Source organism: Euzebyella saccharophila, assembly GCF_014855495.1.
Classification (GTDB): Bacteria; Bacteroidota; Bacteroidia; order Flavobacteriales; family Flavobacteriaceae; genus Euzebyella; species Euzebyella saccharophila.
In genome coordinates, this window is record NZ_JACYFJ010000002.1 from 600,776 (window position 1) to 625,227 (window position 24,452).

The window sequence follows — 24,452 nt, forward strand, 5'->3', positions numbered from 1 at the left end:
TCAGCTAATTTTGCGACATGTTAAAAACGTTACAAATACGTCTTACCCTTGAGGAAGAAGCCATAGAAGGTCAATTGAAAAGAAGGGCGGCCACCTATTTAGGTCTGAATGAGGCCGAATTTGAACTGGCTATTCTTAGAAAATCTATAGACGCCCGAAAACCGGAAGTGGTCTTCAACTATAAGCTGGCTGCTTACGTGGGAGAAAATGCTCCCAAAACCGATTATACTTTTGACTATAAGGATGTTTCCAGTGCACCTGAAATACACATCATTGGATTTGGGCCTGCCGGTATGTGGGCCGCATTGCGTTGTTTGGAACTTGGCTATAAGCCAATTGTTTTTGAAAGAGGAAAAGATGTTCGGGAACGTAGGCGAGATTTAAGGGCCATCAACCAACAGCATAGTGTTAATGAAAACTCCAATTATTGTTTTGGAGAAGGCGGGGCGGGTACCTACTCAGATGGCAAACTTTACACCCGAAGCCTAAAAAGAGGTGATGTAAAGAGAATCTTTCACAGTTTGGTGCATCACGGGGCCACGGAACAAATTTTAATTGATGCCCACCCCCATATTGGTACCAATAAACTTCCCAAAGTGGTCAAAAACATTAGAGAGACCATAATTGAGTACGGCGGGGAAGTTCATTTTAATGTTCAACTAACCGATTTAATCATTAAAAATAAAACCATACAGGCCGTTGTACTCAATGATTCCGAGGAACTACCGGTTCAACGGGTTATTTTGGCCACGGGACATTCGGCAAGGGACGTTTTTCAACTTTTGGATAAGAAAAAAATTGACATTCAGGCCAAATCCTTTGCCATGGGCGTACGGGCAGAACACCCCCAGCACATTATCGATTCCATTCAATATCATTGTGATGGAAACCGAAATGAATTGCTTCCTGCAGCATCGTACAGTCTGGTACACCAAGTAAAAGGTAGGGGCGTTTATTCCTTTTGCATGTGCCCTGGAGGGTTTATAGTTCCCGCAGCTACTGCACCCGGCGAGGTGGTTGTCAATGGCATGTCTCCCTCCAAGAGAAATAATAAATTCGCCAATTCCGGCATTGTCGTAGAAATAAATATTGATGAGGATTTAAAACGATACGAAAAATTTGGTGCTTTAAGAGGTCTGGAATTTCAGAAGGATTTGGAACGGCTGGCCTTTACAGCCGGTGGAAGAACGCAAACAGCACCTTCTCAACGAATGACCGATTTTGTGGAAGGCAAGCTTTCCGAAACCTTAAACGATACATCCTATCAACCTGGATTGAAAAGTGCCCCGCTCCATTCCTTGCTGCCCAAACTAATAGGTAGCAGACTACGAAAAGGATTTGAAGAATTTGGAAAAAAAATGAGAGGCTACTATACCGAAGAAGCCAATATAGTAGGTGTAGAATCACGCACCTCATCACCCGTGACCATCCCTAGAAATGATACATTGGAGCACCCCACCATTAAAGGTCTGTTCCCTTGTGGGGAAGGAGGCGGCTATGCCGGAGGTATCGTTTCCGCTGCCATGGATGGTGAACGGTGCGCAGAGGCCGCCATTGTAGGATTGTAATTAATTTCTACCACTTACTTAAATAAGCGTACCTTCGCGCCTTATTTTCAAGTATGAACTTTAAAGAACTTGGCCTCGCCCAACCCATTTTAAAAGCCCTTGATGCAGAGGGGTATACAACTCCTACCCCTATCCAAGAACAAGCCATACCCATTTTGTTAAAGGGAAAGGACTTATTGGGAGTGGCCCAAACGGGAACAGGTAAAACCGCCGCTTTTAGTATTCCTATTATCCAGTTGCTTTTAGAACAAAAAGAAGCATCTACCTCCTATAAAAAAGTAAAGGCATTGATTGTTACCCCTACAAGGGAATTGGCCCTTCAAATTGGGGAAAGCATTACTGCCTATTCCAGATTTACCGGTTTAAGAAACACTGTCATCTTTGGCGGGGTAAAGCAAGGAAAACAGGTAAAAGCATTGGAAAAAGGAGTGGAAATCCTAATCGCTACCCCAGGTAGATTATTGGATTTAATGGGACAAGGTTTTGTGTCTTTTAAAGATTTGGAATATGTAGTCTTAGATGAAGCGGACCAAATGTTGGATATGGGCTTCATTCATGATATTAAAAAAATAATCGCAGCATTACCCCCAAAACGCCAGTCGCTCTTTTTTTCGGCTACTATGCCAAAGGATATCGTGGAGCTTTCCAAAAAAATGTTGGGTGATTTTGAAAGGGTAACCATAAAGCCCCAGCAAGCCACTGCCGAGCGCGTGGAACAGGGTGTTTACTACGTAAGCAAAAGAAACAAGACCCGTTTGTTGATCCATTTATTAAAGGAACGCCCAAAAGATTCTACATTGGTATTCTCCCGAACCAAACACGGAGCCAATAAAATTGTAAAAAAATTGGACCAGGCGGGAATCAAGGCTGCGGCCATACACGGCAACAAATCGCAAACGGCCAGACAAAAAGCTCTTGGAGCCTTCAAAGAAGGAAAATTGAAAGTGTTGGTGGCAACGGATATCGCTGCAAGGGGCATTGATGTGGAAGAATTGGCCTTGGTCATTAATTTTGATTTACCTAATGTACCGGAAACCTACGTGCACCGTATTGGTAGAACCGGGCGGGCAAGTGCCAGTGGTATCGCCCTTTCTTTCTGTGATAAGGATGAGCGACCCTATTTGAAAGATATAGAAATGTTGATCAAGCAACGTGTACCTTTAATGCCTGAGCACCAATTTGTTGATGATGAACCTGAGCAGGAAAAAGCTTCTGAAAAAAAACCCGCCAACAAGACCAATAGCGCAAAAAAAGGTCAGGGACATCGGCGAAGAAATTCCAATTACAGAGGTAGAAACAAAAATCGAAGAAATAGAAGACAGGGAGGCAATTCTAAAGACAAAAATTAACCCCTAGACTATAACCGCTGTTCTTGCGCATCGGCTTTGCCATATTCTTTCTTATAAATTTTCACTATAATCAGGAAAAGGCTAATCAACAACGGACCGAATATAAGTCCTATGAACCCAAATAACGGAACCCCTACAATGACACCAATAAGCGTAATCAAGGGGTGCACATCATCCAATTTCTGTAAAATGTAAAGTCGGATAATATTATCCGTTGAGCCCACCACAATCAATCCGTATATGAGAATTCCCCATGCCTGAACATCATTTCCGCTGGCCAGGGTAAGAATAAATACAGGTAGAATTCCTACCAAAGTTCCTATAAAGGGAATCATGGATCCAACTGCCACTATGGCGAACCAAAAGAAAGGGTTCTCAATGCCAAAAATAAAAAAACCTACAAGAGCCACTAGGCCCTGGGCCACAGCTACCAAAGGAATGCCCAAGGCATTGGAACGCACCATTGCCTGTACTTCCTTACCAATTATCCGTAAGTTCATTTTACTAATGGGAATATATTCAAACAAAGACTCTTTTAATTCCTTTCTATTGGTCAACATATAGTACAACAAGAAGTACATGATAGCAATAGAAATGAATAGGTTAAAAGTGCTGCCTGCAAAAGCGGAAACACTTTCCGTTAGCCAAGCAGATGCCCCAGATGGGTCTATCTGTGAACTTACATCGTAATCCACCGTTTTTTCCACTACAAAAAGTTGGTCTTTGATAATTTCAATAACACTTTCAGATTTTTCTACGGCCTTGCCCATTTTACTCCCCAACATGGCAATGAGACCACCTACCGGAATCAAAATTCCTATAAATGACACCACCATCAATAAACCCGCGGCAATATTAGGGTTCCATCCTTTTTTAATTAGTTTAATCATCCACTTACGAAAAATGACATAGAGCGTTACAGCTCCTAGAACACCTGTTAAATAGGGTACAATTTCCCAAAAAATAAGCCCTCCAATTACTAAAATGAGAAGTAGGACAAATATTTGTCTTATGATATTTGGGTGGATAGATTTCATAAAATAGGAAGTATATAAGATTGCTTTTTGCAAGACGAAATGTATACTCTCTTAAGGACAACCGCTATCCTTTACACACCTTTTTTTGACTGTATCCGAACAATCATTACTTAAAAGTAAAGTGAAGATTTTAACTTTTAATTGAATATTCTTTTGATAGGGAAATTGCTAAATTGCCGGATATCAAACTACCCATTCAAAATGAAAAAGAATCTGTTACTTTCCAGTCTTTTGTTTTTTACCCTTACCATCACTTTAGGTCAAAGTCCAATTGTGATGACCTACAATATAAAATATGACAATAAGGAAGATAAGGTCAACAATTGGAATTTTAGAAAGGAAGCCATGTTGGATTTAATTGTCAATCACCAACCTGATGTCATTGGTATGCAAGAGGTTCTTCATAGGCAATTAGAATTTTTGGATAAGGGCTTAGAGAATTATGCCTATGTGGGAGTGGGCAGGGATGATGGAAGGGAAAAGGGTGAGTACTCCCCTATCTTTTACAACTCTAGCGAATATGAGGTTTTGGAATCCAACACGTTTTGGTTGTCTAGATCACCCGAAAAGGTTTCCGTAGGTTGGGATGCTTCTATGGAGAGAATTTGTACCTACGCAAAATTTAAGGAAAAAAAGAGCCAGAAAGAGTTTTGGATGTTCAATACGCATTTTGACCATAGGGGCGATAAGGCACGGAAAAAATCGGTTCGTTTAATTCTTAAAAAGATGGATGAAATAAACTCTGAAAATCTGCCGGTAGTATTGACCGGAGACCTTAATCTGCTACCGGAACAAGCGCCCATTCAATATTTGAGCAAGAGAATGAGTGACGGTCTAATAACTTCCAGAAAAAAGAATGAAGGTCCGCATGGCACTTTTAACGGATTTAACCTGGAGGACCCTATCAGTAATAGAATAGACTATATTTTTACCCGAGGCTTTTCTGTTAACAATTACCAGCACATAGACGAACGATTAGATAATGACAAACATATTTCCGATCATCTACCGGTAGTTGCTGATTTGGTAAGGTGATTATTTAGAAATTGACTGGCCTATAGACAGCAGGCTTTGGTCCACAAAAGCCCTTTGTTTCTTGAACTTAATATGTACCCAATTTCCAGACAAACCCAATACTTGGAGGGAGTCCTGTAATGCTACCTCACCAATTTTTTTATATGCTGTATGGGGTCCTTGCCTTAAATTGGCTCTGGATGCTGAAATTATGGCCCATTTTTCATTCGGACTACTCTTCAGTTCCGTACTATCCGGCCGTTCTCTCATTTTAACGAATGGCAAAGGGTCAATTGCTCCTCTGTAACCTTCATAGATTCCAAAGTGTAAATGGGGAGCAGTGGTTCTAGCATTTCCTGTATTCCCAACTAAACCTAGGGTATCTCCAAGTTTTAAACGCTCACCTGTCTTTACTAGAATACTATCCAAGTGGGCATAGTAAAGTGAAAGACCCAAAACCCCCGTTCGTTGCCAAACTTGTTTTCCTCCTAGACCTTTATTCGCTACAGAACTTACCCTCCCCGACGTCACGGCTAAAACTGGAGTTCCGCGTTCCGCAAAAACATCAATTCCCTCGTGAGACCTTCTTCCTCCATCCCGAGTAGCGCCCCAAAAACTTAAAATTGCTTTATTGCTCTTTCCAAGTACTGGAAAAGCAAAAGATGGCTCCGTATATAGTTCCAACTGAAATGATGTAGTTCCATAAATTTCTGGCTGTACAACCAGTTTATAAATGCCATTTTTTTCTACTTCATAGGACAAAGACCGCTCTCCCTTATCATTGGCAAGGATGGCATTAGAACTTTCATCTTCTTCAAAAAGGTTAATAAAGAATTTTTTATCCAGGGTATCTGTTAGAATTTTAATTTTCAAAATTTCCCCTCTTTGCAACTCCAGATTATAGCTACGTGCAACGGTACTTTTTGTATAAAAATATCCGGTCTCCACATACGGTAAAGGTACTTCTAAACTATCTAGAAGACTGAGTTCAAAATCATTTTTCCAACTTGTAAATAAAAGGCTGTCCCTTTGAAAATTCCTTTCATATAATTCGCGTGCCGTTGGTTGTGTGATTATATCGGTAACCTTTCTAACTTGATTACACCCCGGTACCAAACAACAGAAAATAATTACTAATATTGACTTTGACCCCATACAATCGAAAGAAAAAAATGAAAAAGCCAAGTGTAGACGTGGCTTTTTCAAACTATCTGTTTTTACTTGCTTATAAAGTCTATAAGTAGCTCGTTTAACTCTTCGGCATGAGTAATATTAAGACCGTGTGGTGCACCTTTTATAATCTTATAAGTATTATCCTTTATACCTTTTGCCGCCTGTTCTGCAGAAGTAGCAATGGGTACCGTTTCATCGGCATCACCATGAACTATTAGTGTAGGTACAGTGACATTCTTTAGCTCAGACCGAAAATCTGTCTGCATCCAAGCAAGGGCCGCCTGAATGGTAGCTCTTGGAGAAGCGTGACTGGCAATAATAAAATCATAGTCCAACTGTGCTTGGCTAACTTTATCCTTATTACTCTCATAGTTATAGAATCCTTTATGGAAGTCCTTTAAAAATCCTACCCTATCTTTTTGCAGGGCATTTTTAATATCGTCCAAGGCCGATTCCGGCACCCCGTCCGGATTATCATCCTTCTTCTTGACCAAAGGAATAATCGAACTTACCAAGGCTGCTTTAGATATTTTGTTAGGTCCATAATCGGTTAAATATCTAACTACCTCACCACCGCCCATGGAAAACCCGACAATAATGGCATCTTCAAGCTTGAGACCTTCAATTAAGGTATGTAAGTCGCTAGCCAAGGAAGAATAGTCGTATCCATCCCATGAAACCGAGGAAATGCCGAAGCCTCTACGATCATAAGTGATACACCTATATCCAGATTCAACTATTTTCCAGACCTGTTGTTCCCAAGATTTGTTGCTTAAGGGCCAACCATGAATTAAAATTACCGGTTGCCCTTCGCCGTGATCCTCATAAAATATATCTACGGATTCCTTTCCTGTTGTATTTGTTATAAATGGCATATAAATTTATTTTTAGTTCAGCGAAATGTAGGACCATTTCTAACTTATCATTGATGCAAACCATAAACTTGTTGCTTTGAACAAAGATTTAAGTTAGCTTTAAGTATATGGCGTACGATAATTATATGGCCGATAGGCTACGGAATTTATTAAGGGAAAAATCCATCTATTTTGAAGAAAAGAAAATGATGGGCGGACTTTGTTTTATGGTCGATGAGAAAATGTGCTTCGGTCTCATGAGCGATAAATATGCTGATACGTCCCTATTGATGTGCCGCGTAGGACCCGAAAATTATGAGAGTGCCCTACAAAAGCCACATTGTTCTAAAATGAACTTTACCGGACGTGCGATGAAAGGCTTTGTTTTTGTTTCTGCCGAAGGATTGGATACCGAAAAAGATTTGGAAGAGTGGGTTCAGCCTTGTTTGGATTATAATCCTCTCGCCAAGAAAAGTAAAATGAGATAAGAAAAAACCCTTCCGTTAAGAAGGGTTCTTTATAGATATCAGCTATCTTTTAATGATTGCATATCAATTACAAATCGGTATTTCACATCTGACTTCACCAATCTATCATAGGCTTCATTAATATTCTGGATATTAATCATTTCAATCTCAGAGACTACATCGTTCTCCCCGCAAAAATCGAGCATTTCTTGGGTCTCTTTAATACCACCGATCATAGAACCCGCAATTCTCTTTCTTCCCATAATAATTCCGCCACCATGCAATGACTCAAGAGGTTCTACAGCTCCAACAAGCACCATCGTCGCATCTCTTTTTAAAAGGGATACATAGGGGTTCATATCATGTCCCACCGGAATAGTGTTCAATAAGAAATCAAAGGAACCGGCGTGTTCTTTCATTTGTTGCTCATCTTTAGAAATTAAAACCTCATCTGCCCCCAGTTTTTTTGCGTCCTCACTTTTATTGGGAGAGGTGGTTATCATTACGGTATGTGCTCCCATGGCATGGGCAAATTTGATACCCATGTGGCCCAATCCTCCCAGACCGATCACGCCAACCTTATCTCCTTTTTTAACATTCCAGTGAGACAAAGGAGACCAAGTAGTAATTCCGGCGCAAAGCAAAGGTGCAGCTGCCTTGGGATCCAGATTTGGAGGTATATGAAGTACAAAATTTTGGTCTACCACTATTTTTTCGGAATAGCCACCAAAAGTATGTCCGTCCAGATGCTTGTCCGGTCCATTATAAGTCATCACAGCACCATTTTCGCAATACTGTTCTAAATCATCCTCGCAAGCACTGCATGTCTGGCAAGAGTCGACCATACAACCAACCCCAACCAAATCATTTGCTTTAAAATTTTCTACGTTTTCACCTACTGACACTACTTTTCCAATAATTTCATGTCCAGGCACTACCGGATATTTAGAGTTCTTCCAGTCATTTCGAACTTGATGCAAATCGCTATGGCAAACGCCACAATACAATATCTCAATTTCAACGTCTTCTGCAGTAGGTTTTCTTCTATTAATTTCGAATGGTTCTAAATCTGCTTCTTTTGATGAGGCAGCATATGCTTTAGTTTCTTTTGACATACATTTAATTTTAGCTCAATCTAGCTTATTAAAAAATTCACTATTTGTTCAATACAGTTAATTATTGAACACAAAGCCCCACCAGATGGCGGGGCTTGAGCAAATCTTTAAACTTTAGTGCATTAAATTTCCTCGGCCAACCATGCTTTCATCATCCAAACCGTTTTCTCCTGTTCTGTGATAAAATCGCTCATCATGGCATTGGTACCTTCATCCCCGGATTTATCCGTAGCATCTAAAATACGACGTTCAATGACCAATAATTCCTTTAGGGAATCCACTATCAATCTAATGGAGTCCTCATCATTGGAGACATTCTTTCCCACAGGAACCTTTGATGTTTTTATATAGTCTTCAAAGGTATGTAGTGGTACGCCTCCCAAAGTTAAAATACGCTCGGCAATCATGTCTACCTTTTCATTGGCGTCATCATAAAGCTCCTCGAATTTTGGGTGAAGCTCAAAAAAACGCTTCCCTTTAACATTCCAATGGATTCCTCTTAAATTCTGATAATACCTTTGAAAATTGGCCAAAAGCTCATTCAAATCCTCGCTTACTGTTTTAGAATCTTTTTCACTTAATCCTATGCTATTCAATTTCATTTCGTTTCTATATTTTTGATTACACCATAAAATTATAAAATATCAGAGGCTTAAATAATAAGTTTTATTGATAGTTTTTATAACTTTATCGCTTTAATTTATTTACAATGACAATAACGCAATTGCAATATGTTTTGGCGGTCGCAGAACATAAAAATTTTACCTTGGCTGCACAAAAGAGCTTTGTTACCCAACCTACTCTGAGTATGCAGGTCCAAAAATTGGAGGATGAACTTGATATACTCATTTTTGACCGAAGCAAAAAACCGATTACCATTACTGAGGTGGGAAAAAAAATTGTTAACCAAGCCAAGAATATTGTCAACGAGGCCAACCGTATTCAGGACATTGTAGACCAAGAAAAAGGATTTATTGGCGGGGATTATACGCTGGGTATTATACCCACTGTAATGCCCACCCTACTGCCCATGTTTCTTAAGACCTTTATAAAAAGGTATCCAAAGGTCAACCTTATTATTAAGGAACAAAGCACGGAAAATCTCATTAAAAATCTTCAAGACGGTCATTTGGATGCAGGAATAGCAGCCACGCCTTTGGAAATTGAATACCTAAAGGAGCGCCCCTTGTACTATGAACCTTTTGTGGGCTATGTTCCTCCCGGTCATAGGCTTTATCAGCAACCAAAACTTAAACCCGAAGATTTGGATATACAAGATGTTCTTCTATTGCAAGACGGTCATTGTTTTAGGGATGGAGTAATCAATCTTTGCAAGGCACCTAGAAATTTTCAGGAAGAACATTTTAGGTTACAGAGTGGAAGTTTTGAAACCTTGGTCAATTTAGCTGATGAGGATTTGGGAATGACCTTACTTCCCTACCTTAATACTTTGGAATTGGACGAGCAGAAAAAAGAAAAATTGAAATACTTTGAAGCCCCTTCTCCTGCTAGGGAAGTGAGTCTTATCTACCACAAAAGCGAATTAAAAATTCAAATTACAGAAGCATTACGAGACGTAATTTTAGGCATTGTGAGAGGCGCCATTGCCTTTCAAGACGTAAAAATAGTAAGCCCTTTAAATAAATAGACTTGAAATATACAAAAGCAAACCGCCCTCCAGATTTGGAGGGCGGTTAGTTTTATGCTTTTAGATAAATTAAACTTTGTTGTAATTCTGGCTTATCAGTTAAGTATTGCTGTAACCATAATTTAAGCTCTTCCACTTCTTCTGGCAACAATCTCTCTACTGCCTTTTTAAGCTCTTTCAAAAATAACCTAGAATCGAAACTAACTTTTTTCAATACAGTTTTAGTGTACTCAAGCATACCTTTTGCCATTGACTTTTTATTTAGTTAATTGTTCTTTGGGGACTTTTTTAGTCAACCTAAAGTTAAACATTAAACGTCCTTTTTTAGTGTAATTCCGCTGTTAAATCTTAGCTAATTTCTTGTTAAATACCCTATTTTTGGTACACCAAGCAAATTCATATGAATAGAATATTTCTTTCCATCCTACTTATCGTTTTACTTTCGGCTTGTGCCAGTAGTTCCAAGATCATTAACAAAACGTCTAAAGAATTATTACAAACGGAGTTTTACGATAATCATTTTACCGGCATGCTTATTATTGACCCCTCCACCAATGACACCCTATTGGACTACGATAGCGAGAAATATTTTATACCAGCAAGCAACACTAAAATATTTAGCCTATACGCTTCATTAAAAATGCTTCCGGACAGTATTCCGGCATTCACGTACATCAAAGAAAATGATACTACGTACATTCAAGGTACCGGTGATCCTACCCTACTGCATCCTTATTTCAATAGTGACAAAGTATTGGAATTTCTAAAAGGTCAGCCTAATCTTAAATTTAAAATGAACAATCTTAGGGATGAAAAATTAGGCCCTGGTTGGTCGTGGGGCGATTACCAATATTATTATCAAGTTGAGCGAAGCGCTTTACCGCTTTACGGAAATGTCTTAACGATGACCAATAGTACAGAACCTAAGGTTCAGCCTTCCATTTTTAAGGATAGTATTCTAGCTATTAATTCTCGTGATAACCGAGAGCAGGAAAAAAATATCTTCTACTTTGACTCCAATAGGAAAGACACTTTAGAAGTACCTTTTAGAACCAGTGAAATGCTTTCCAAATCTATTCTGGAATCTGAGCTGGGAAAGGACATTGTACTAAGTGATGATTTTCCTGTGGGCCCAAAATCAGTTTTTTATAGCATGCCCAAGGACACGGTGTTAAAGCGGATGATGCATGTTAGCGATAATTTTATTGCCGACCAACTACTTATATTAGCCTCTTCCACCCTATCTGATACACTCAGCATCCATAAGGCTCAAAAATATGTGCTGGAAAATTTTTTAAATGATTTGAAGCAAGAACCTCGCTGGGTAGATGGTTCCGGCCTTTCAAGATATAACCTCATCAGCCCAAAATCAATTGTTCATGTTTTACATGAAATGTACAGGGACATAGAAAGGGAGCGACTTTTAAGCTTCTTTCCAGCTGGGGGAGCTTCCGGAACTTTAAAAAGATGGTATCCTGGCGACCCAGAACCTTATGTTTACGCCAAAACCGGAAGTTTGAGCAATAACCATTGCCTGAGCGGCTTTATAAAAACAAAATCTGGAAAGACCCTAATTTTCAGCTTTATGAACAATCATTTCAGGAAGCCTTCCTCTGAAATAAAAAAACGTATGCAGACGATTCTAGAAACCGTTAGAGACACTTATTAGTGTTGTTGGCTCTCTACAAGTCCATGTATTTGTGCATATTGCAAAAGCATAATGGATTTGGAGTCTTTGATTTCACCATTTGAAATCATCGTCATAGCTGTTGTAAAAGGCATCTCCAGAACTTCAATATTTTCGGTTTCATCTGCCGCACCGCCGCCCTCGTTCACTTTCATTCCGGCTTCGTATTCGCCTACGAAAAAATGAAGTATTTCCGTTACCGACCCTGGAGACATATAACTCTCAAAGACCTTCCTAACCTTATCTATTTGATATCCGGTTTCTTCTTCTACCTCTTTTTTTACGCATTCTTCCGGGTTCAATCCGTCCAACAGTCCTGCACATACTTCCACCATCATACCGTCTTCATTACCGTTCACGTACGTAGGCATCCTGAACTGTTTGGTCAATACTACGGAGCCTTTCTTTTTGTTATATAATAAAATAGCAGCTCCGTTACCCCGGTCGTATGCTTCACGCTCTTGGGTCTCCCACGAACCGTCGTCTTTTTGATAATCGTACGTGTATTTATTTAAGGTATACCAGTTGTCCGATAGTACTTCCTTGGTGATATTCTTTATTCGGGAATTGTTCATCTAGGCTTTTTACAAACTCCATTTATTCCCCACTTCAGATAGGGGTTTACAAGGTTCATATACCCCTGGGACAGGGTCATAACTCAACACATTTTCGCCAATTTCTTCGGAGGTGGTATAGGCCCAAATAGCCATTGATTTCATTGACCTGTAAAATCCTATAGGTTGTTGGTCACCAACGGTGGTTCCCCATATTCCAGGATTGAATTTCCCAGAGTTGGCCTCTTGTTCCTTCAGAAAAGCAATTTTGTTCTCGTTATTCAAATCTGCAAAATTAGAGCCATACGCTTTGTTACTTTGTTGGTTAAAAGTGGCAATATCCGCTCTCATCGATTTTTGACCTTCTTCATCATAGGTATGCGCTATCACCTTGTCAATAAATATATCCGCTTTAACATCTAGAGCTCCCGGAGTTTGGGTTCTAGGCAGAATGGTATCTAAAAGTGATGCAATGGTTACCGCTTCATCCTGCGTGAAAAACTCAGGCTGCCAGTCTACTCTTTTTTCCTCTTTACAAGCTTGAAACAATGAAAATAAAGACGGAGCCATCACTGTAGCTCCTGCCAACAAACCCGTTCTTTTTAATGCTTTTCTCCTATTCATAACCTATAAATTCATTTTTTTCAATTCTGATACCGCATGGTCTGCCGCCCGGGCCGTAATCGCCATATAAGTAAGTGAAGGGTTCACGCATGATGATGATGTCATACAAGCTCCATCCGTTACAAAAACATTCTTGGCACCATGTACCTGGTTAAATTCATTTAACACGGAGGTTTTTGGATCACGACCCATTCTGGCCGTTCCCATTTCATGTACACCATATCCTGGGGGATGCTCCTTATCAAAACCTAAGACATCCTTGACGCCTGCCTTTTCCAGCATTTCCACGGCATCTTCCTGGATTTGTTTATTGAGTGCCTTTTCGTTCTCCTTAAATTCCGCATCAATGGTAAGCGTTGGTTGGCCCCACTTATCCAATACATCCTTATTAAGGGAAATTTTGTTCTCATGGTAAGGCAAGCATTCGGCAAAACCGGTAATGAAAAACTCCCACGGACCTGGTTTTAGAAGTTCGTCTTTAAAGTCGGCTCCAAACTCTTCCTTATTGGCAGCATTCCCGCCTCTGTAGGCTCCTCCCTGATAACCAAATCCTCTTAAAAATTTGTCCGATTTACTGTTTTCATCAATATTCCAATAGCGGGGAATGTAAATTCCGTTGGGTCTTCGGCCTTTATAATAGGTATCTTCAAAGCCTTCCACTTTTCCAATGGCCCCAACCCTATAGGTATGGTCCATTAGGTTATGACCCAATTCGCCGCTATCATTTCCTAAACCGTTTTCAAATCTATCGGAAACGGAGTTCATTAAAATATGGGCGGTACTGAGTGCGGAAGCGTTTACGAAGATAATTTTAGCGGAAAACTCCATATCCTCGCTTGTTTCCGCATCAATAATTCTCACGCCTGTCGCTTTTCCTTTTTTGTCATCATATATAACCGATTGTACAATCGAGAAAGGCCTAATGGTAAGATTTCCGGTTGCATTGGCGGCTGGCAAGGTAACTGCATTACTACTAAAATATGCACCAAACGGACATCCACGGCTACATCTGTTCCTATACTGGCATTGCCCTCTTCCATTATGCGGTTGTGTTAAGTGGGCTACACGCCCTATGGTCATGTTTCGTCCGGGAAAGTTCTTTTCAATTCTAGACTTTACGTGTTTCTCAACACAGTTAAGTTCCATTGGAGGTAAAAAATGGCTGTCTGGCAATTGCGGAAGTCCCAAGGCCTCTCCGCTAATTCCCGCAAATTTTTCCACATACGTATACCAAGATTCTAAATCCTTATATCTAATGGGCCAATCTATTCCATGGCCATCTTTGGCATTGGCCTCAAAATCCAAATCGCTCCATCGATAGGTTTGTTTTCCCCATAACAAGGATTTTCCACCCATTTGATGCCCTCTCAGCCAAAGAAATGGCTTTTCTTCAGTATATGGATTTGATTCATCATCTGCCCAGAAGTGCTCTGTATCCTGACCTACCCAGCCAGAACGTATATTTTTGTAGTGCTTTTTTTTCTGTTCAGGGGTGAGTCCGCCCCTATAGTCCATATCCCATGGATCCAAGTTCATGGTAGGATAATCTATAACGTGTTCCACTAAAGGGCCACGTTCCAACACCAAGGTTTTTAATCCTTTTTCACAAAGTTCTTTGGCTGCCCATCCACCGCTAATTCCAGACCCTATGACAATGGCATCATAGGTCATTTCCTTTTTCGCATCAATATTATAATTGGCCATAAATAATTTAAAATTTACCCTCCCAAGATAGGGATATTTCAAGGAGTCCACAAAAAAATACGATATATCAAAAAGTCTTGTACTTCTCCCTTCTCAAGATGCTAAAGATTCCAAAAGTTGTACCTTTTACTGCTCCAAACTAAACCAAACAAAAATTTCTAATGAAAAAATTTATTGCTCTATTTTCGGTATTATCCTTTCTTTTTGGATGTAATAGTCCCGCCGATAAAAAAACAAAAGACAAACTTCCCCGGGTGGCCATTGCGGGAATAGGTATCGAATCCAGTACTTTTTCACCAGCTACGACGGATGAGGCCGCCTTTCATGCGCGTATTGGAGATTCCATTTTTGGACGCTATCATTTTTTTGCGGATACCACTAGTATTCGCCAAAGGGCCGAATGGATACCCACCGTATTGGGAAAATCAATACCCGGAGGGATTGTAACCCGCGAGGCCTACGAGTCCTTGGTAGAAAAAACCTTAAAGATGCTTGAGGCAAATGCACCTTATGACGGATTGTTTTTTGATATACACGGCGCCATGAGTGTTCAAGGTATTCCTGATGCAGAGGGAGACCTCATCAAAAGAATTCGAGAAGTTGTAGGGCCAGAAGTCATGATTTCTACCTCCATGGATCTTCATGGAAATGTTTCCTATGATCTTGCCAAACATTCCGATTTAATTACCTGCTATAGAATGGCCCCTCATGAAGATGCCCTGGAATCCAAACAAAGGGCGATTACCAATTTATTGGATCGTTTGGAAAGTGGTAAGGGCAAACCGGCCTACAAAGCGTATGTTCCAGTTCCTATTTTACTTCCAGGCGAAAAAACAAGTACCCGCATAGAACCAGGAAAGAGTCTGTATGCAAAAGTACCGGACGTTGCTGATGAAGATGGAGTTATTGATGCCGCAATTTGGATCGGTTATGCTTGGGCAGACGAACTCAGAAACCATGCGGTTGTCATGACGTATGGAGATGATGAAGAAGCTGTTAAAAAAGGAGCCGAATATTTGGCCAATTCTTTCTGGGAAGTACGCAATCAGTTTGAGTTTGTAGCCCCTACTGCCACTTTGGACGAGAGTCTTGCAAAAGCACTTTCAAGTAACAAAAAGCCATTTATGATAAGTGATATGGGCGACAACCCAACTGCTGGTGGCGCGGGCGATGTTACATGGACCTTAAATGAGTTATTAAAAAGACCGGAGTTTAAAAAAGAAAACGGCCCCTCCACTATTTATGCTTCTTTACCCGGACCTGACTTAATCGAAAAGGCGTTGGTAGTTGGTGTTGGTAAAAGAGTGAAGGGAATGGTAGGTGCCCAGGTTGATGACCGGTTTGCCCCTCCTATTGAATTGGAGGGTACCATTACCGCAATCAAGGAAGGTGACCGAGATGCAGAAGTTGAAGTGGTCGTAAAGGTGGGTAGCATCCATGTTATTGTGACAAAAAAACGAAAGCCTTACCACCATAAAAAGGATTTTACGGATTTACAGCTCGACCCGGAAAACTCGGATATTGTAGTGGTGAAAATTGGTTATTTGGTACCTGAGCTATACGACATGCGAAGTGATTGGATCATGGCCCTCACTCCTGGTGGAGTAGACCAAGATTTGGAAAGATTAGGCTACCAAAATATTAAGAGACCTATGTTCCCGTTGGATGCGGACATGGAGACTCCTAATCTAAAGGCACAGTTAATTCCGTTGGCCAACCAATAAAAACCTTATTAAAGATAATTGGCATTAAAAGTCTCTTCCAATAGTGGTTTGGATAAAGGCTTATCAAAATGCCCTTTTACGGAAGGGTGTTCTTTTGCTTTCTTTCGGTCTTTAGAATTGGTAAAGGCCGAAAGAATGTAAACATCTGTGGAAGATTTTCCCTTTGTCATTTTATCAAAATTCGCGAGAAACGTCCAGCCATCCATACCGGGCATAATCAAATCCAAAAGAATGATGTCGGGCTTTTCTTCCTCATTATCAAGAGAATCCGAGTATATTCCTAGAGCCGTTTCGGCATTATCAAAATCAACCACATGACAGTTTCCATTCCACTGCTCAATACCATAGCGAGTGGCAAAAAGGGAAACAAAATCATCATCAATGACCCAAACAACCAAGGGGGCTTTGGCTACTTGTTTAGAATCCATAAGCATTCAAGTTCTAACAAAACTAATTTTAGGGGCATAATGGTTAGTGTGTTTGCCGGTAAATATAGGTAAAAGAGGTAATTAAATACTTAATTAAATAAGTTACAACACATTTTAAGTTTATACATAGCCCTTATAACTCCTTAAAATCGGTTATCGCCACCTACAATATCTCCAAGGGTGCCTAAAATACTACCTTCGCCTTTGTCTTTTCCACCACGGGGAATAGAAGCCAGTACCCTACCTGCCAAACGGCTGAAAGGCAAGGATTGTATATAAACGGTTCCGGGACCACGTAAAGTGGCAAAAAATAGCCCTTCGCCGCCAAATACCGTATTTTTGATCCCACCTACAAATTCAATGTCGTAATCCACTTCTTGAGAGAAACCAACGATACAACCGGTATCTACTTTGAGTACTTCACCGGGTGCCAATACTTTTTTGGCCAAGGTACCGCCTGCATGGACAAAGGCAAGACCATCCCCTTCCAGTTTTTGCATGATGAAACCTTCACCTCCAAAAAGCCCACGACCTAACTTTCTTGAAAATTCAATACCAACTGAAACACCTTTAGCGGCACATAAAAAAGCATCTTTCTGACAGATAAATTTTCCATTTTTTTCGGAAAGATCAATGGGTACTATTTTACCGGGATAAGGCGATGCAAAACTCACTTGTTTTTTCCCCATTCCAACGTTTAAAAAAGCCGTCATAAAAAGACTTTCTCCGGTTAGAATTCGCTTTCCGGCGGAAAAAATCTTTCCTAAAACTCCTTTTTCTTGATTGGAACCATCTCCAAAAATGGTATCCATTTTTATATCGGAATCCATCATCATAAAGCTTCCGGCTTCGGCAACCACTGCTTCTTGAGGGTCGAGTTCAATTTCAACGTATTGCATCTCTTCGCCGTAAATCTGGTAATCTATTTCGTGTGCATTCATTTTTTTGATTGATTTATTATGATGCCTATTAGTAGTCTAAAAGAGCCGGTTTGTTACAAAAAAATTCTTATTTCGAACTCTTCACCTTTACCGTCCATTCAAAATTAAAAGTAGATACCACTATCCCATCTTCATTTACCCCCACAGATTTCATCCAAAAGGTTTGCCCTTCTCCAGTCGCTACCGTTTTATCAATGGCCTCTTTTATCAAATGCCCATCATTACAGGTAAAGGTGATTCTTCCTGTGGCTTTTTTAGAGAAGTTCGCATTATTATTGGCTACCAACATGCTTATTTTTTTTCCGCTTTGGCGAATTTGATTGATGACCATGGCCCCCGTACTGAGCTCCGCCGCCATACCCTGCACGGCCCAAAACATACTCTTGAAAGGGTTCTGATTACGCCACGAATGTTTGACGGTAACCACGCAGCTACCCTCATTTATCGATTTAACACGAACTCCTGTCCACCAAGCGGCAGGTAACTTTAAAAAAGTGAATTGATTAAACTTTTGTGCGGTAACGCCCATATTCATTAAGGTTTTCCTCAAAAATATGCAAAATAACCGAATTTCAAATTGTTAATTAATTCTTAAATTTTAGTACTTTGTTTTGCATAGTACCTTTTTTTAGAAATATATTTGCATAAGAAATTACTAAGTCATGGAAAGTACAATCACCAAACACGAACGAAATTTATCGGCCATCATACATGCTTCTACCTTTTCGAAGTTTGTGGTTCCCTTTGGCAACTTTATCATTCCATTGGTATTATGGACCGCCAATAAAAATGAATATGAGTTTGTAGACTACAACGGAAAGCAGGCCCTTAATTTTCAAATTAGCCTTTTGTTATACTCGGTTATTTTAGCAGCTATTAGTATACCGTTTTTCATTGGATTCTTTCCTGATATTTTTGACTTTGGTCTCTTTGGTTTCGATAGGCTGAACAATTATAACAACTTTTCGATTCAGCTAAATCCCGACAATTTTCACTTTGGTTCATGGCTCATTCCATTAAGCCTAGCCGGTTTAGTGCAAGCGGCTTTATTCTTACTAAATGTGGTTTATAGCATTCTAGCAACCATCAAAACCAATGAAGGACATTATTTTGAGTATCCGCTGTCCATAAAATTTATCAAATAGAAATACCAGGGTCTCATCAGCCCTTAATCCTAGTAGAGTTTATTCATCAATCAATCATCATCAGAATGTTTATTCATCGATCAAAAAACGAACAGTCAACCCATGCAGAAGACATTTACAGAAAAAACGCGTTCCCCCAATGCGAAGGAACTGCATAAAAAGCGAAACGAAATTATGAATGTAGAGAATACAAAAGCGCAGATGCGCAAAGGGGTTTTGGAGTACTGCATCCTGTCCATTCTTAATGGAAAGGACAAGTATGCCTCTGAGATACTTCAAACCCTAAAAGACGCAAAAATGCTCGTAGTGGAGGGTACTATTTACCCCCTACTGACCCGATTGAAAAATGCGGGACTATTGAGCTATAGATGGGAAGAGTCTACCTCTGGCCCACCAAGAAAATACTACGCCCTAACAGAGACCGGCAAACTTTTTCTAAAAGAACTTGATGCCACTTGGGACGAGCTTAGAACCGCCACCAATTTGGTAACCAGCAACAAATAATTTAAAAGAAAAAAGGCCAACGGCACACCGCCTAAACATAAAGACAATGAACAAAACGATAAATATAAACCTAGCCAACATGCTTTTTCATATGGATGAGGAAGCATATAACAAAATGCAACGCTACCTAGAATCGGTCAAGCGTTCTTTTGCCAATACCCCGGGCAGCGAAGAAATCATAGCTGATATCGAGGCGCGCATCGCGGAACTTTTTAGTGAAAAACTCGAGAATGAACGCCAGGTCATCACTACCAAAGAAGTTGATGCCGTGATAGCCATTATGGGACAGCCAGAAGACTACATGGTAGATGAAGATATGTTTGAAGACGAACCAAAATCGACCCATTCAAAGTCTAGAAAACCTAAAAAATTCTATAGGGATACGGAGCATAAATATATTGCCGGGGTTTCTTCGGGCTTGGGCCACTATTTTAATATAGACCCACTTTGGATTCGTCTCATTTGGATTATACTCACCATCGGTTCTACTGGAGCCTTCATTTTCATCTATGCCCTTCTGTGGTTATTGATACCGGAGGCAAGAACAACTTCGCAAAAATTGGATATGCGGGGAGAGGATATCAACATCAGCAATATAGAACGCAAGGTCAAGGAAGGCTTTGATGATGTTGCCCAAAAAATTAAGAGCGTCGATTACGAAGGTGTTACCCAAAAGGTAAAAAATGGCGGAAAGTCGTTTTTTGATACCCTAGGTGATATTATCATGTTTTGCTTTAAGATTTTCGGGAAGTTCATAGGTATTATTCTCGTAGTCATAGGAGCCGCTACCATTATTGGAATGTTCATTGGCATGCTAACCATGGGCACCTTAGGTTGGGTAGACTTACCCGGAATGGATGGCTTTCTGAACAACATAACAGGTGCTCTAATCTGGGTATTTTCTCTTTTGCTCTTCTTTGCAATAGGTATTCCCTTCTTTTTCTTGATGTACTTAGGACTAAAAATCTTGGTCAACAACTTAAAATCCATAGGTAACGTAGCCAAATTTTCTTTGCTAGGGCTATGGCTCATCTGTATCATTTCATTGATTGTTTTAGGTGTCAGGGAAGCTGCATCGCACGCCTTTACCGGTAGCGTTAAGGATGATTATGAGCTTAATATTAGTTCAGAAACGGATACCCTCAATTTACAATTAGTGGCATCGGAATTTTATGATGATGGAGAATATGTTCGTATGAACGATATGATTCTTGTATACGATAATGAGGGCAACCCTATGTTACAATCAGAGGATGTGCGTTTCAATATTAGAAAAGCGACCGATTCCGTTGCTAAAATCACTATTAGAAAGGAAGCCAACGGACCTTCATTTGACGAAGCAAGGGCAACTGCAGAAACCATAGATTACCAATACGAGCTTAGAGGTCAAACTCTTCTTTTAAACAGTTTTCTAACCACTACCGATAAAAGCAAGTTTAACGACCAAGAAGTTAGGGTTAACCTTTATTTACCCGAAGGACAATTCTTAAAGTACTCCCCTGCAAACTCACGTAATTGGACTATTAGGGCAGAACACGACCCTGAAGTAGATGAACCTGAAGACTACCTTTGGCAGATGGGAAATGATGGTGAACTTAAATGTCAGAATTGCCCAGAAGAAATCATGAACGAATCCAATGATGAAAACAGGATTCGAATCAACGAAAATGGGATTGATATCAATATAAAAGATGAGAACGGAGAATCTTTCAAGATGAAAATTGGCAACGAACAAGTTCAGATAAAGGCCAGGGACCAAGAAGATAATGTTGACATTAATATTGGCGGAGAAGGCAATCAAATTAAAATAGAAGCGGAAGATGGGGAAAAAACTATTACTAAAACCATCATTCAAGACTAAAAATGACAATTCAGATCATAAAAAGAACATTTCAGTAACAATTAATTAAGTCAATCGTCTTTAACATACATCTTTGTCATATCAATAAAACGAACATCAAAAAACAACAATCAAAAAACCAACAGTCATGACAACTTTAGTACGCTCAGCAATTGCATTCATCGTCGCCATATTCCTATCCTCATGCGGCTTTGATATTAACATTGGAGATTTTGGTTCCGGCACACCGGGAGATGGAAACGTAGTAACGGAAAACCGTGAAATATCGGGTGATTTTAGCGAAATAGCCTCCTCAGAAGGGCTGGAAGTTATTATTTCTCAAGAAGACAACTACAAAATAAAGGTAGAGGCCGATGAAAATATCATCGATTTGATTGCCACGGATATCAAGGACGGTAAACTGAAAATTCATGCGAGGGAGAATATTGGGCGAGCCACCAAAAAAATATATGTTTCCCTACCCGAAATTGAAGTGCTCAAAGCATCCAGCGGAAGTTATTTAAAAGCGGAGAATTCCATTACCTCCGGTGATTTGGAGATCGACGGCAGTAGCGGGGCTCGAATGGTCGTTGAACTAGATGCGGCATCCGTAATGATAGATGCCAGTAGTGGTGCCCATTTGACTATTTCAGGGGAAGCGGACCAAAGCAATGTAGACGTTAGCTCAGGTGGAAACATCAATGCAAAAGATCTACAGGTACAATCTTGCAATGCAGAGGCCAGTAGTGGAGGCAACGTAAAAATTATGGTAACCAAAAATCTTGTTGCAGAGGCCAGTAGTGGAGGTAATATTTCATACTCGGGCGACCCCGAAGTTTCTCAAAAAAAGTCCGTATCAGGTAGCGTGCATCAGTACTAACCACCATCATTGAACACATATTCCTACCCGTTGTTTCTACAACGGGTATTTTTTTTAAAAAAGACCAAAGACATTTAAATGCGTGAAAAGGTCTTTATATCTTCGTGCAAACTAAACTAACGTATGCAGCTAACTTTACAGAAAAAGGTGCTACAGCTAAAGCACACCTTTAGTATTTCACGTGAATCGCACGATTTTCAGGACACTTTAATTTTAAGTCTTACGCTCGATGGAAAAACTGGTTTTGGGGAGAGTACCTCCAATCCCTATTACAAAATAACCGTCGAAAGCATGATGGCCGAAATTGAGGATATTCGTTCTGACATTGAAACCTTCGATTTTAACAAACCAGAAGATTTTCATAAATTCTTGACTGAAATGGGGCTTACCAATTTTGCAATTTGTGCTTTGGACCTAGCCGCTTGGGATTTGTATGGTAGGTTGAACGACCAACCTTTATACGAAGTTTGGGGAACATCCAATGAAAAATATCCCATTACCAATTATACTATAGGCATAGCTCCCATTGATAAAATGGTCGAAAAAATGAAAGAAATGCCATGGCCCATTTACAAAATCAAACTGGGTACGGAAGATGATGTGGCTATTGTTCGGGAATTACGAAAACATAGCGATGCCCTTTTCCGAATCGATGCCAATTGTGCCTGGACGGCCGAAGAAACTATTAACAATGCCCCACAGCTTAAAGAATTGGGGGTAGAGTTTTTAGAACAACCGCTAAAAGCCGATGATTGGGAAGGCATGGAAAAAGTAGCTCACAGCAGTGTTTTACCGGTTATTGCAGATGAAAGTTGTATTGTAGAGCAAGACGTAGAAAAATGTGGATTGCATTTTAATGGCATCAATATTAAGTTGACCAAGTGCGGAGGCCTTACCCCTGCCCTACGTATGATCAAAAAGGCCAAGAAAATGGGACTCAAAGTAATGGTAGGTTGCATGACAGAATCTACGGTTGGTATTTCTGCCATTGCACAGTTGCTTCCGCAATTGGATTATGTTGATATGGACGGCCCTTTGTTGTTAAAAAATGACATTGCAGACGGCATTAAAATTTTGGATAATGGTCAACTTATCTATCCTGAACTGGCCGGGTCGGGTATAACCTTACGATAATGGCATATGAAATAGACACATTCCCCGGGAGAACGGTCTCAATTAATGGAGAACCACACCTCTATTTTGGAGGTACCGGTTACTTGGGCCTTCAAACGGATGCGCTATTTCAAAACCTTTTTATTAAAAACGTACAGAAATACGGCACCAACTATGGGGCGTCGCCTAAATCGAACATACGAATAGACGTTTACCGAAAAACGGAACACGTTTTATGCCATTTGGTTGGCAGTGAAGCGGCCCTTACCCTCTCATCTGGTTATTTGGCCGGACAATTATTGGCCCAAACGTTGGATGATAAATACCATCACCTATTCTACGCTCCAAACACCCATGCAGCCCTATTTCAAAGAAAAATTAAGCCATTTACCACTTTTACGGCTTTGAACATTGCGGTCAGGGAGCATTTGGAAACCAAGAACAATAAAGAAACCCCAGTGGTTTTTTTGGACTCCATTGACTTTTCAGGATGTAATTACCCCAATTTCAATGCGTTAAAAACACTTCCATTGGAAGAGATTATTTTGGTGGTCGATGATTCCCACGGAATTGGAGTAGTTGGTGAAAATGGTGGTGGCGTTTTTAATCTGCTAAAAAAGCTTAATTGCAAAGAGCTTATCATTTGTTGTTCCTTAGGAAAGGGGTTTGCAATACAGGGCGGAGCTATTTTTGGAAATGAGGAACGCATTAAAAAGCTAAAGAACACAGCATTTTTCGGTGGGGCCAGTCCGGCAACCCCGGCTTCTTTGGCTACGTTTTTAGATGCGCAAGAATTGTATGACCAAAAAAGAATGGAATTACGTAACCACATTGCCTATTTCTCTACCCTTCTAAAAAGACCAAAAAAATTCCATACCATGAAGGAGCATCCTGCTTACACCTTTGCAGACCCTCAGTTTACGGAGTACTTGGAAAGTCAAAAAATTATTGTGACGAGTTTTCCTTATCCAGATGAAGATGCACAATTAATGAGTAGAATTGTTTTGAGTGCAGGCCATAAAAAAGAGGATATTGACCATCTCTTGGAATGTATCAATATCCTCCCTAAGTTATAAGTAAACG

The 24,452-nt window shown here is 40.1% G+C and carries 25 protein-coding genes; 13 read left to right on the forward strand and 12 right to left on the reverse strand.

What is annotated here, in order from left to right:
• Positions 1-17 precede the first annotated feature (17 nt).
• Together IL355_RS09150 and IL355_RS09155 are read left to right on the forward strand one after the other, a co-directional pair.
• Positions 18-1,568: an NAD(P)/FAD-dependent oxidoreductase gene (locus tag IL355_RS09150; RefSeq protein ID WP_192461856.1), complete on the forward strand. Its 1,551-nt coding sequence runs from the start codon at positions 18-20 to the stop codon at positions 1,566-1,568.
• A gap of 53 nt (positions 1,569-1,621) precedes the next feature.
• The gene (locus IL355_RS09155) at positions 1,622-2,917 is read left to right on the forward strand and encodes a DEAD/DEAH box helicase (protein WP_192461857.1); all 1,296 of its coding nucleotides are present in this window, start codon (positions 1,622-1,624) and stop codon (positions 2,915-2,917) included.
• Positions 2,918-2,925: 8 nt separating this feature from the next.
• Here IL355_RS09155 and IL355_RS09160 read toward each other — a convergent pair whose 3' ends face one another.
• A complete protein-coding gene (locus tag IL355_RS09160) occupies positions 2,926-3,954 on the reverse strand; it encodes an AI-2E family transporter (RefSeq protein WP_192461858.1) in 1,029 nt (342 codons plus the stop codon).
• A gap of 201 nt (positions 3,955-4,155) precedes the next feature.
• On the opposite strand from IL355_RS09160, the gene IL355_RS09165 reads away from it, so the two are divergent.
• Positions 4,156-4,989 (forward strand): endonuclease/exonuclease/phosphatase family protein, encoded by an 834-nt coding sequence (locus IL355_RS09165; protein WP_192461859.1) that lies wholly within the window; start codon positions 4,156-4,158, stop codon positions 4,987-4,989.
• On the opposite strand, the gene IL355_RS09170 is transcribed toward IL355_RS09165, so the two are convergent.
• Both IL355_RS09170 and IL355_RS09175 read right to left on the reverse strand, forming a co-directional pair.
• On the reverse strand, positions 4,990-6,174 hold the full coding sequence (locus tag IL355_RS09170) for a M23 family metallopeptidase (protein ID WP_192461860.1): 1,185 nt from the start codon (positions 6,172-6,174) through the stop codon (positions 4,990-4,992). It abuts the gene before it with no gap.
• A gap of 11 nt (positions 6,175-6,185) precedes the next feature.
• Positions 6,186-7,016, reverse strand: a complete 831-nt coding sequence (locus tag IL355_RS09175) for an alpha/beta fold hydrolase (protein WP_192461861.1) — start codon at positions 7,014-7,016, stop codon at positions 6,186-6,188.
• Between the two features lie 107 nt (positions 7,017-7,123).
• Here IL355_RS09175 and IL355_RS09180 point away from each other — a divergent pair, with 107 nt between their 5' ends.
• The gene (locus IL355_RS09180) at positions 7,124-7,483 is read left to right on the forward strand and encodes a TfoX/Sxy family protein (protein ID WP_192461862.1); all 360 of its coding nucleotides are present in this window, start codon (positions 7,124-7,126) and stop codon (positions 7,481-7,483) included.
• Positions 7,484-7,521: 38 nt separating this feature from the next.
• On the opposite strand, the gene IL355_RS09185 is transcribed toward IL355_RS09180, so the two are convergent.
• Positions 7,522-8,577 carry an NAD(P)-dependent alcohol dehydrogenase gene (locus IL355_RS09185; protein WP_192461863.1) on the reverse strand — a complete coding sequence of 352 codons (1,056 nt, stop codon included), beginning with the start codon at positions 8,575-8,577 and terminating at the stop codon, positions 7,522-7,524.
• 122 nt (positions 8,578-8,699) lie between these two features.
• On the reverse strand, positions 8,700-9,179 hold the full coding sequence (locus IL355_RS09190; RefSeq protein ID WP_187455853.1) for a Dps family protein: 480 nt from the start codon (positions 9,177-9,179) through the stop codon (positions 8,700-8,702).
• Positions 9,180-9,286: 107 nt separating this feature from the next.
• Between IL355_RS09190 and IL355_RS09195 the strand changes: the two genes are divergently transcribed.
• On the forward strand, positions 9,287-10,225 hold the full coding sequence (locus tag IL355_RS09195; protein ID WP_192461864.1) for a LysR substrate-binding domain-containing protein: 939 nt from the start codon (positions 9,287-9,289) through the stop codon (positions 10,223-10,225).
• A 52-nt stretch (positions 10,226-10,277) separates the two neighbouring features.
• On the opposite strand, the gene IL355_RS09200 is transcribed toward IL355_RS09195, so the two are convergent.
• A complete protein-coding gene (locus IL355_RS09200) occupies positions 10,278-10,475 on the reverse strand; it encodes a hypothetical protein (protein ID WP_192461865.1) in 198 nt (65 codons plus the stop codon).
• Positions 10,476-10,625: 150 nt separating this feature from the next.
• Here IL355_RS09200 and IL355_RS09205 point away from each other — a divergent pair, with 150 nt between their 5' ends.
• Complete coding sequence (locus IL355_RS09205; RefSeq protein WP_192461866.1) at positions 10,626-11,894, forward strand: D-alanyl-D-alanine carboxypeptidase/D-alanyl-D-alanine-endopeptidase; 1,269 nt, start codon at positions 10,626-10,628, stop codon at positions 11,892-11,894.
• On the opposite strand, the gene nudK is transcribed toward IL355_RS09205, so the two are convergent.
• The 3 genes from nudK to IL355_RS09220 are packed head-to-tail and all read right to left on the reverse strand — an operon-like array spanning position 11,891 to position 14,794.
• Positions 11,891-12,487 carry a GDP-mannose pyrophosphatase NudK gene (nudK, locus tag IL355_RS09210; RefSeq protein WP_192461867.1) on the reverse strand — a complete coding sequence of 199 codons (597 nt, stop codon included), beginning with the start codon at positions 12,485-12,487 and terminating at the stop codon, positions 11,891-11,893. The two genes, IL355_RS09205 and nudK, sit on opposite strands and share 4 nt — an antisense overlap.
• A gap of 9 nt (positions 12,488-12,496) precedes the next feature.
• Entirely contained in the window at positions 12,497-13,090 is a 594-nt protein-coding gene (locus tag IL355_RS09215) for a gluconate 2-dehydrogenase subunit 3 family protein (protein WP_192461868.1), read from the reverse strand.
• Positions 13,091-13,093: 3 nt separating this feature from the next.
• Positions 13,094-14,794: a GMC oxidoreductase gene (locus IL355_RS09220; RefSeq protein WP_192461869.1), complete on the reverse strand. Its 1,701-nt coding sequence runs from the start codon at positions 14,792-14,794 to the stop codon at positions 13,094-13,096.
• Between the two features lie 161 nt (positions 14,795-14,955).
• On the opposite strand from IL355_RS09220, the gene IL355_RS09225 reads away from it, so the two are divergent.
• Positions 14,956-16,518, forward strand: a complete 1,563-nt coding sequence (locus IL355_RS09225) for a M81 family metallopeptidase (protein WP_192461870.1) — start codon at positions 14,956-14,958, stop codon at positions 16,516-16,518.
• 8 nt (positions 16,519-16,526) lie between these two features.
• On the opposite strand, the gene IL355_RS09230 is transcribed toward IL355_RS09225, so the two are convergent.
• The 3 genes from IL355_RS09230 to IL355_RS09240 form a co-directional block, all read right to left on the reverse strand.
• The gene (locus IL355_RS09230) at positions 16,527-16,946 is read right to left on the reverse strand and encodes a response regulator (protein WP_192461871.1); all 420 of its coding nucleotides are present in this window, start codon (positions 16,944-16,946) and stop codon (positions 16,527-16,529) included.
• 143 nt (positions 16,947-17,089) lie between these two features.
• Entirely contained in the window at positions 17,090-17,887 is a 798-nt protein-coding gene (locus tag IL355_RS09235; RefSeq protein ID WP_192461872.1) for a TIGR00266 family protein, read from the reverse strand.
• 67 nt (positions 17,888-17,954) lie between these two features.
• Positions 17,955-18,416: a DUF4442 domain-containing protein gene (locus tag IL355_RS09240; protein ID WP_192461873.1), complete on the reverse strand. Its 462-nt coding sequence runs from the start codon at positions 18,414-18,416 to the stop codon at positions 17,955-17,957.
• A gap of 133 nt (positions 18,417-18,549) precedes the next feature.
• Here IL355_RS09240 and IL355_RS09245 point away from each other — a divergent pair, with 133 nt between their 5' ends.
• The 6 genes from IL355_RS09245 to IL355_RS09270 all read left to right on the forward strand — a co-directional run bounded on the left by IL355_RS09245 (position 18,550) and on the right by IL355_RS09270 (position 24,445).
• Entirely contained in the window at positions 18,550-19,032 is a 483-nt protein-coding gene (locus tag IL355_RS09245; protein WP_192461874.1) for a DUF4870 domain-containing protein, read from the forward strand.
• A gap of 174 nt (positions 19,033-19,206) precedes the next feature.
• Positions 19,207-19,536 carry a PadR family transcriptional regulator gene (locus IL355_RS09250; protein ID WP_187456035.1) on the forward strand — a complete coding sequence of 110 codons (330 nt, stop codon included), beginning with the start codon at positions 19,207-19,209 and terminating at the stop codon, positions 19,534-19,536.
• 46 nt (positions 19,537-19,582) lie between these two features.
• Positions 19,583-21,397 (forward strand): PspC domain-containing protein, encoded by a 1,815-nt coding sequence (locus IL355_RS09255; protein WP_192461875.1) that lies wholly within the window; start codon positions 19,583-19,585, stop codon positions 21,395-21,397.
• A 127-nt stretch (positions 21,398-21,524) separates the two neighbouring features.
• A complete protein-coding gene (locus IL355_RS09260) occupies positions 21,525-22,256 on the forward strand; it encodes a head GIN domain-containing protein (protein WP_192461876.1) in 732 nt (243 codons plus the stop codon).
• A gap of 123 nt (positions 22,257-22,379) precedes the next feature.
• A complete protein-coding gene (locus IL355_RS09265) occupies positions 22,380-23,390 on the forward strand; it encodes a dipeptide epimerase (RefSeq protein ID WP_192461877.1) in 1,011 nt (336 codons plus the stop codon).
• On the forward strand, positions 23,390-24,445 hold the full coding sequence (locus IL355_RS09270) for an aminotransferase class I/II-fold pyridoxal phosphate-dependent enzyme (protein ID WP_192461878.1): 1,056 nt from the start codon (positions 23,390-23,392) through the stop codon (positions 24,443-24,445). The genes IL355_RS09265 and IL355_RS09270 overlap by 1 nt, the downstream gene beginning before the upstream one ends.
• The last annotated feature ends 7 nt before the right edge of the window (positions 24,446-24,452 follow it).